This window comes from Vreelandella hamiltonii, assembly GCF_014651775.1.
GTDB classification, from domain to species: Bacteria; Pseudomonadota; Gammaproteobacteria; order Pseudomonadales; family Halomonadaceae; genus Vreelandella; species Vreelandella hamiltonii.
In genome coordinates this window covers 225,505-232,710 of sequence record NZ_BMXN01000005.1, presented here as the reverse complement: position 1 = coordinate 232,710, position 7,206 = coordinate 225,505, and the positions used below count along the sequence as shown (strand labels likewise).

The following is a 7,206-nucleotide window of genomic DNA, read 5'->3' as shown; positions in this document are numbered from 1 at the left end:
GTGAATCATCGTCAGGCACTTATTACGAAACCCCGGCCTTATGGTCGGGGTTTTGCTTTTTGGGGGGCTCCCCCTGAAGAGTAGCGGAGCGCCGCCCGCCGGGTGGCCGGCCCGAACATCGTCAGGCACTTATTAAGTAGAAAGCCCCGAGCACACTGTGTTCGGGGCTTTTTGCTGTGCGTTAAATTTGTCGTGGGAAGGGGCGTCGAGAAACGTTCGTTGGGAAAATTCCTGAGCAAAAAAACACCCAGCCTGTGGCTGGGTGAGAGTGACTTTACAAGAGATCGGTTGCTAGGCGTCTCTGCGGTGTTGGCATACGCCTCCGGCCCAGGTTTCATAGATAGCGCGGTCATCGGCGAGCATCATCAATGCAAATAGCCGTTCACCGAGGGTGGTGCAGTGCTGGCTACGTCGCTGTAGCAGTGACGTGGCGTCAGGGTCGATCACGACAAAGTCAGCTTCGTAGGAAGGGGCCAACTGTCCAATGTGGCTATCCAGAGAGAGGGCTTTGGCGTTGCCGTGGGTGAGGCCATAAAATCCTTGCCAGGCGGTCAGAGGCTGACAACGCAGTTGGCCTACCTGGTAGGCACTTTTCAAGGTGCCGAAGCCTGAAAGATCCGTGCCTGCGCCAATGTCGCTGGCATAGGTAAATGCCATGCCCGTCTCTCGGGCAGCGTCTCGGTCGAACAGGCCGCTACCCAGGAACAGGTTGGAGCTGGGGCAAAAGGCGATATTGGCGCCGCGCTCTGCCAACCGTTGGCGCATGCCGTTGTCCAAATGGATACCGTGGGCAAAGGTGCTGCGTGGGCCGACGAGTCCTGCTTCTTCGTAAACGGCCAAATAGTCTCGACTGCCGGGAAACAGTTCCGCCACCCAGTCCAGCTCTCCGCTGTTCTCGGCGAGGTGGGTCTGCAGCCATAGGGTAGGGTCATTGCGCAGCAGGGCACCTGCCGCGTCCATTTGCGCTCTGGTCGAGGTGGGCGCAAAACGCGGGGTAACGCTGTAACCGAGGCGCTGCTTCCCATGCCAGTCCTCGATGAGTCGCTCTGTGTCGGAGATACCCGAGACGCCATCCATCAAGGCATCGGGGGCATTGCGATCCATCAGTACCTTGCCTACCAGCATGCGCAGCTGCCGCTTTTGGCAGGCTGCAAAAAAGGCATCCACGGAGCCTGGGTGGCTCGAGCCAAACACTTGCGCGGTGGTGGTACCTGCGCGCAGCATTTCGCTCAAGAACGCTTCCGATAACGCCTTGGCGTGATCATGATTGGCGAACTGGCACTCGGCTGGAAACGTGTAGTCATTCAGCCAATCCAGCAGTTGGCGCCCATAAGAGGCCATGATGTCCAACTGGACATAGTGGACGTGAGTATCGATGAATCCTGGCATGATGAGCTTGCCGCGATGGTCGATCACTTCCGCTGCTTTCGGCAACTGATCAACCAGGTCGGCATAATGCCCCGCTGCATGGATATGCCCACCCTTCAGCCACAAGAGGCCGTCAGCGTAGTGTTCCAGACTGCCAGGGTGGGGCAGGTTGCCATCGCCGGGGTCATTGGGAAAGCTGATCAATTCAGCGCGGATAAGCGTATCGGTGGGCAAGGTCATATCAACTCGAGTGCGTTGCAGTAGGGGCAAAAAGCGCGCGTAGCGTAGCGCTATCCAGGCCACGGGTCTCGGTGGCATAGGGTTGGTCGGTCAACCAGAGTAATTCCGTCACCACGCTCAGCGCGATGGCGTAGGGGGTTTTATTGCTGAGCTTGGTATCCCTGACCGAGCCGATGGGGCAGCGCACGCGCTGCAGTATCGGCTGGTCGACACCTGCTCGGGAAAGGCGCCCTTTGAAGCTCGCCCACTTGCTGTCGGAGCCTATCAGCCCAATGGACGCAATATCGGCGCGCTCCAGCAACCCCTTGATCAAGGCATAATCCTCATCATGATCGTGGGTCATGACCAGAGCATGGGTGCCAAGGGGTAAGCCTGCCACCGTCTCTCCAACGTCGCCTAGCAAATGACAACTCAAGCGTGCTCGAGGGACATCTGACTGGAAAGCATCGGCGCGGCTGTCATACCAATCGAGCTGCCAAGGCAGAGGAGCGCTGAGTTTGACGATCTCGCGCCCGACATGCCCCGCGCCGAACAGGGCAATGTGAGCGGTGGCGCCCAGAAATACTTCCAGCAGGACGTTGACCAGCCCGCCACAGCACTGCCCGCTACGACCGCCCAGCGAAAAGGATTCCAGTGAGAACCCCGCTTGGCGCTGGCTCAATAGGGAGCGAGCCTGCTGAATGGTCTGCCACTCGAAGGTGCCGCCGCCCAGCGTATCGAAGACAGCGTGTTCGGTAATCACCATACGTGCGCCAGGCTCACGGGGCGTGGAGCCTGCGCTGGTCATCTGGGTGGCCAATACATGAGGCGTGCCGTGGCGTTGACAATGGTCGAGGGCGGCGTGCCAAGTCATGGGCATTTCATGGGTCATAAGGCACTTTTCCGAATGGCATGCGCCGCCAGCATGACGCGCTCGGGCGTGGCCGGGGTATCCAGACGCGGTGAGCTGCGGTAGTCATCCAGGCTGGCGAGGGCATCGCGCAAGGCTGACCAGACGCATATCCCCAGCATGAAGGGCGGCTCACCCACCGCTTTGGAGCGGTACAGGCTGGCCATGGAGTTAGGGTGTCCTTCCAGCAGTTCGACATTGAAGACGCTGGGCAGATCACCAAAGGTAGGAATCTTGTAGGTCGCTGGACCATCGCTGACCAGCGTCCCTTCACTGTTCCATTTGAGCTCTTCGCTGGTCAGCCAGCCCATGCCCTGGATGAACCCGCCTTCTACCTGACCAATATCGATGGCTGGGTTGAGCGAGTTGCCCACATCATGAAGTATGTCGACACGGTCGACCTGATACTCGCCGGTCAAAGTGTCGACGCTGACCTCCGCCGCGGCCGCGCCAAAGGCGTAATAATAAAATGGGCGGCCTTGGCCAGTTGCGCGATTGTAATGAATCAGTGGCGTCGCGTAGAAGCCTTTCTCGGACAGCGAAACCCGGTGTAGATATGCCGTCTGCACCAGCTCGCCCCAGGGAATGCGGCGTTCACTTTCGCCGATGCCTGCGATGAGCATGCCGTCCCTCAGCTCCATGCCTTCACGATCCAGCCCGCCCTCGAAGTGGTTGGCGGCAAAATCGAACAGACGCTCACGCAGTTTGATGGCAGCATCGCGGGCGGCCATGCCGTTCAAATCCGCACCGCTGGAGGCTGCCGTGGGGGAAGTGTTCGGCACCTTGTCCGTTCGTGTGGCGCTGATGCGTACGCTCTCCAGGTCCAGCCCCAGTTCCAGAGCCACCACCTGGCAGATCTTGGTGTGCAGGCCTTGCCCCATTTCAGTGCCGCCGTGGTTGATCAGGATGCTGCCATCGGTATAGACGTGTAGCAGTGCGCCGGCCTGGTTGAGGTGCTGGGCGGTGAAGGAGATGCCGAACTTGACGGGTGTCAGTGCCAGTCCTTTCTTGATGACGGAGCTGGAGACATTGAAATCCCGTATCTGCTGTCGACGCGTCCAGTACTCGCTGCGTTGCTCGAGGCGCTCGACGAGCGTATGAAGCAACTGCTTCTGGTCGACCTGTTGCCCGTAATGGGTCATGTCGCGTTCTGGGCGGTAAAAGTTGCGCTTGCGGATGGTCAGCGGGTCTTCACCGACATGGCGGGCAATATCGTCCATGGCCGCTTCGATGATCATCATGCCCTGGGGGCCGCCAAATCCGCGAAAAGCGGTGTTCGACGCAGTGTGGGTGCGGGCTCGGTGGCCGGTGACACGGGCATTGCCCAGTGAGTAGGCATTGTCTGCGTGAAACATGGCGCGGTCGACGATGGCATCGGAAAGATCGGGAGAGTAGCCGCAGTCGCCGATCACGGTAATGTCGCTGCCTTGAATCACTCCCTGTGAATCGATGGCCAGCCGATAGCGGTTGTGAAAGGGGTGGCGCTTGCCAGTGGCGCGCATGTCGTCACGTCTGGGTAGGCGAAGACGCGTGGCCTTGCCGGTGCGTCGTGCGATGAGGGCAGCAATGCAGGCCCAGGGGGATGCCTGGGTTTCCTTGCCTCCAAAACCACCCCCCATGCGCCGTACTTCCACAGTGACGGCATGAAACGGGATACCCAGCACTTCGGCAACCAGCTTTTGGGTTTCACTGGGGTGCTGGTTGGAGGTATGTACCATGACGCCTTCGTCTTCGCTCGGAATGACGACGCAGGCCTGGCCCTCCAGGTAGAAGTGCTCTTGTCCACCAATGAACAGCGCGCCTTCCAGCACGTGTTCGGCTTGCTCCAGTGTGGCCTGCCAGTCACCACGCTGCTGGGTGTGGCTGGGACGAACGAACTCCTGTTGAGCAGCGGCTTGAACGGCATCCAGCTGTGCTGGCAGCTTGTCGATCTGCACATTGGCAAGCAGCATCGCGTGACGCGCCGCACTCAGGGAAGTGGCAGCCACGGCGAACAGGCACTGCCCTGAATAGCTGATCTCGCGCTCGACGAAGATAGGGTCGCCAGGGAAGACCGGGCCGATGTCCGTGTGGCCAGGCACGTCGTGGAATGTGATCACGTCGACCACGCCGGGGGCGGTGCGAACGGCCTCCAGGTCGAGGTGCGTCAAGGTTCCGTGGGCCACGGGTGAGAGCCCCAGAGCCACGTGTAAAGCATCAGCAGGTGTCTTGAGGTCGTCGATATAGAGCGCTTTCCCCGTCACATGTTTTTCGGCGCTCTCATGAAAGCTGGAGGACCCCGCCTGGCGCTGTCCGCTGCTGTCCACGGTATGGCGTGCCAAGGGTGCCGCGCCATGTATACGCTGGTCGAGCTCATGCCGGGCCCGGCGACTGTCGTTGTCGAGTTTAGTGAGCGTACGCATGCAACATGACCTCCTGTTCTGGTGATGATAGCGACAAGTAGAGTCGTTCCAGCAGATTGGCGGCCGCCAACTGACGATACTGCTGGCTGCCTCGCACGTCACTCATGGGCTCGAACTCATCTTGCAGCGCTTGCCGAGCCGCTTGAAAGGCCTGTTTGCCTACCCTTTGCCCTTCCAGCGCGGCCTCCGTTGCCGGAGCGCGCCGGGGCGTGGCGGCCATTCCGCCGAAGGCGATGCGCACGTCGCTTAACTTGCCGTCGTCCAAGCGGTAGCTAAAGGCACCCAGAACGGCAGAGATATCGTCTTCACGGCGTTTTGAGAGCTTCCACACTCTGAGTGAAGCACTCTTCTCCAGCGCCGGAATGAAGATACGTGTGATGACCTCATCGGCGGCCAGGGCCGTTTTTTTGTAATCGATAAAGAATGCCTGCAGCGGCAAACAGCGGGTACCCGCATGGCTGGCAAGTTCGAGGTGAGCGCCGAGTGCCAGGAGCACGGGTGGGGTATCGCCAATGGGGGATGCATTGGCGATATTGCCGCCCAGAGTTCCCCGGTTACGCACTTGTTCCGAGCCCAGCCGGTGGAGCAGGTGCGCGAAAGCGGGGAAGTGTGTTGCCAGCAGCGGAGCAAGCCGCGAATAGGTCACCGCCGCGCCGACCCACCATCCTTCCTGCCCCTGAAAGGTCGCTGGCGAGATCATGCTCAGTTCGGGCACGCGAGTGGTATCGATCAGTTGATCCAGTGCGGCCAGGCGCTGGGTCGTTTCCAGCCATAGGTCCGTGGCGCCGGCGACCAACCTGGCATTGGGCAGATCGCGCCGCAGCGCTGTCAGTTCGCTCAGGGAGCTCGGCTGAGCAAATAGCGGACCTTCCTGAAAGGCTTGTGTGGAGCTGTCGCCATCCTGAGAGTCAGCAAGCGTGGCATCCCACCATTGAGGCGGCTGCCAGTCGCTGGCGTGCATGGTCAGCGCGGCATCACGAATCGGGCGATAGCCCGTGCAGCGGCAAAGGTTGCCACCCAGCGCGGCTTCCAGACGCTCGGGCGTCAAGGGGGCAGGTTGACGCTGCTGCTGCGTATGCAAACTGAACAGCGACATGACGATGCCCGGCGTACAGAAACCGCACTGGCTGCCGTGGCAGTCGATCATGGCGCGCTGCGCAGGGTGCAAGGAGTTGCCCTGTGAGAGGCCTTCCACAGTGACGAGATGCTGGCCGTGCAGTTGGTGGGCCGGGGTAATGCACGCATTGATCGTTAGGAACGGTGGCTGATCGGGGTCGCTGCTTTTCAAGGCGACTGTGCAAGCGCCGCAGTCGCCGGAAGCGCAGCCCTCTTTTGTGCCCGTGGCCCCCAAATGGTCGCGTAACAGCGTTAGAATACTGGTCTCAGGGGGCACTCGACACTGTTGACGGGTGCCATTGAGCAGAAACTCAATCGTTGCCATGCCAAACTCCGTTATGATTGTTCTGACCGATTGGTCAATAATGGTGAGCTTGGGACAAAAAAGCGTGGCTTGCAAGACTTTGTTGTCAGCGCGTTTTGATGCCCTGAAACGATGCATAAAGAGCGAAAATGCCCCTTTTTGCAGCGTTGTCCGACGTTGGGCCTGAGCTGATCGGCACAACCCGAGCCTATATCAAGGAGCTTACTCAATGACGCTTGATACCGCTAACCATGAGAGCGCCAGCAGGGATCGCATCGAGCAGACGATATTGAGTGCCGCCGAACAGGTGTTTGCTCAGCATGGTTATCGCGGAGCCAGCCTGCAGTCGATTGCTGACGTCGCTGGTTTGCCCAAGGCCAATATCCTCTATTACATGGGGAGCAAACAGGCGCTCTATGTGCGACTACTGAATCGCATGATGAAGCGCTGGAACGCGGTGCTGGAGGACATTACCCCCGCGAGTGACCCGGCAGCCGTATTGAGCGATTTTATTCGCACCAAAATGGTGCTTGGTCAGCGCTATCCCGAGGGTTCCAAGCTGTTTGCGGCTGAAATCCTGGGTGGCGCACCTTTTCTGAAAGATTACCTGAACGGTGAGCTGAGAGAGTGGGTCAGCAGCCGTGCCGCCATCATGCGAGAGTGGTCGCGACAGGGGAAGATGGATGATGTGGATCCTCGCTGGCTGATTTTTCTGATCTGGTCATCCACCCAGCACTATACCGAGTACAGTGCCCAGGTGAACGGCATTCTCGGCCAGGAGGCACTGGCCGAGGAGGACATCGACGCTATTTGTCGCTTCCTGGAGCATGTGATCTTGAAAGGCTGTGGCATAGAGCGCCCAGTCGTATCCATTGCATGAGTTCGAC

The 7,206-nt window shown here is 59.7% G+C and carries 5 protein-coding genes; 1 reads left to right on the top strand and 4 read right to left on the bottom strand.

The window, feature by feature from the left end; all coding sequences use genetic code 11:
* Positions 1-291: 291 nt before the first annotated feature.
* Genes guaD through xdhA form a run of 4 tightly spaced genes read right to left on the bottom strand, consistent with a single transcriptional unit; the run spans position 292 to position 6,340 of the window.
* Positions 292-1,608 (bottom strand): guanine deaminase, encoded by a 1,317-nt coding sequence (gene guaD / locus IE091_RS06920; protein ID WP_189463172.1) that lies wholly within the window; start codon positions 1,606-1,608, stop codon positions 292-294.
* Position 1,609: 1 nt separating this feature from the next.
* Positions 1,610-2,479, bottom strand: coding sequence for a xanthine dehydrogenase accessory protein XdhC (xdhC, locus tag IE091_RS06915; RefSeq protein WP_189463170.1), 870 nt, complete (start codon positions 2,477-2,479; stop codon positions 1,610-1,612).
* Positions 2,476-4,899: a xanthine dehydrogenase molybdopterin binding subunit gene (xdhB, locus tag IE091_RS06910; RefSeq protein ID WP_039181892.1), complete on the bottom strand. Its 2,424-nt coding sequence runs from the start codon at positions 4,897-4,899 to the stop codon at positions 2,476-2,478. The genes xdhC and xdhB overlap by 4 nt, the downstream gene beginning before the upstream one ends.
* Positions 4,883-6,340, bottom strand: coding sequence for a xanthine dehydrogenase small subunit (gene xdhA, locus IE091_RS06905; RefSeq protein ID WP_189463168.1), 1,458 nt, complete (start codon positions 6,338-6,340; stop codon positions 4,883-4,885). The genes xdhB and xdhA overlap by 17 nt, the downstream gene beginning before the upstream one ends.
* 208 nt (positions 6,341-6,548) lie before the next feature.
* Here xdhA and IE091_RS06900 point away from each other — a divergent pair, with 208 nt between their 5' ends.
* Positions 6,549-7,199, top strand: coding sequence for a TetR family transcriptional regulator C-terminal domain-containing protein (locus IE091_RS06900; protein WP_039181886.1), 651 nt, complete (start codon positions 6,549-6,551; stop codon positions 7,197-7,199).
* Positions 7,200-7,206 lie beyond the last annotated feature (7 nt).

What these genes read in the sequence shown, in the direction of transcription:
- guaD (WP_189463172.1), bottom strand. Translation starts at nt 1,608, where the DNA reads ATGACCTTGCCCACCGATACGCTTATCCGCGCTGAATTGATCAGCTTT.
- xdhC (WP_189463170.1), bottom strand. Translation starts at nt 2,479, where the DNA reads ATGACCCATGAAATGCCCATGACTTGGCACGCCGCCCTCGACCATTGT.
- xdhB (WP_039181892.1), bottom strand. Translation starts at nt 4,899, where the DNA reads ATGCGTACGCTCACTAAACTCGACAACGACAGTCGCCGGGCCCGGCAT.
- xdhA (WP_189463168.1), bottom strand. Translation starts at nt 6,340, where the DNA reads ATGGCAACGATTGAGTTTCTGCTCAATGGCACCCGTCAACAGTGTCGA.
- IE091_RS06900 (WP_039181886.1), top strand. Translation starts at nt 6,549, where the DNA reads ATGACGCTTGATACCGCTAACCATGAGAGCGCCAGCAGGGATCGCATC.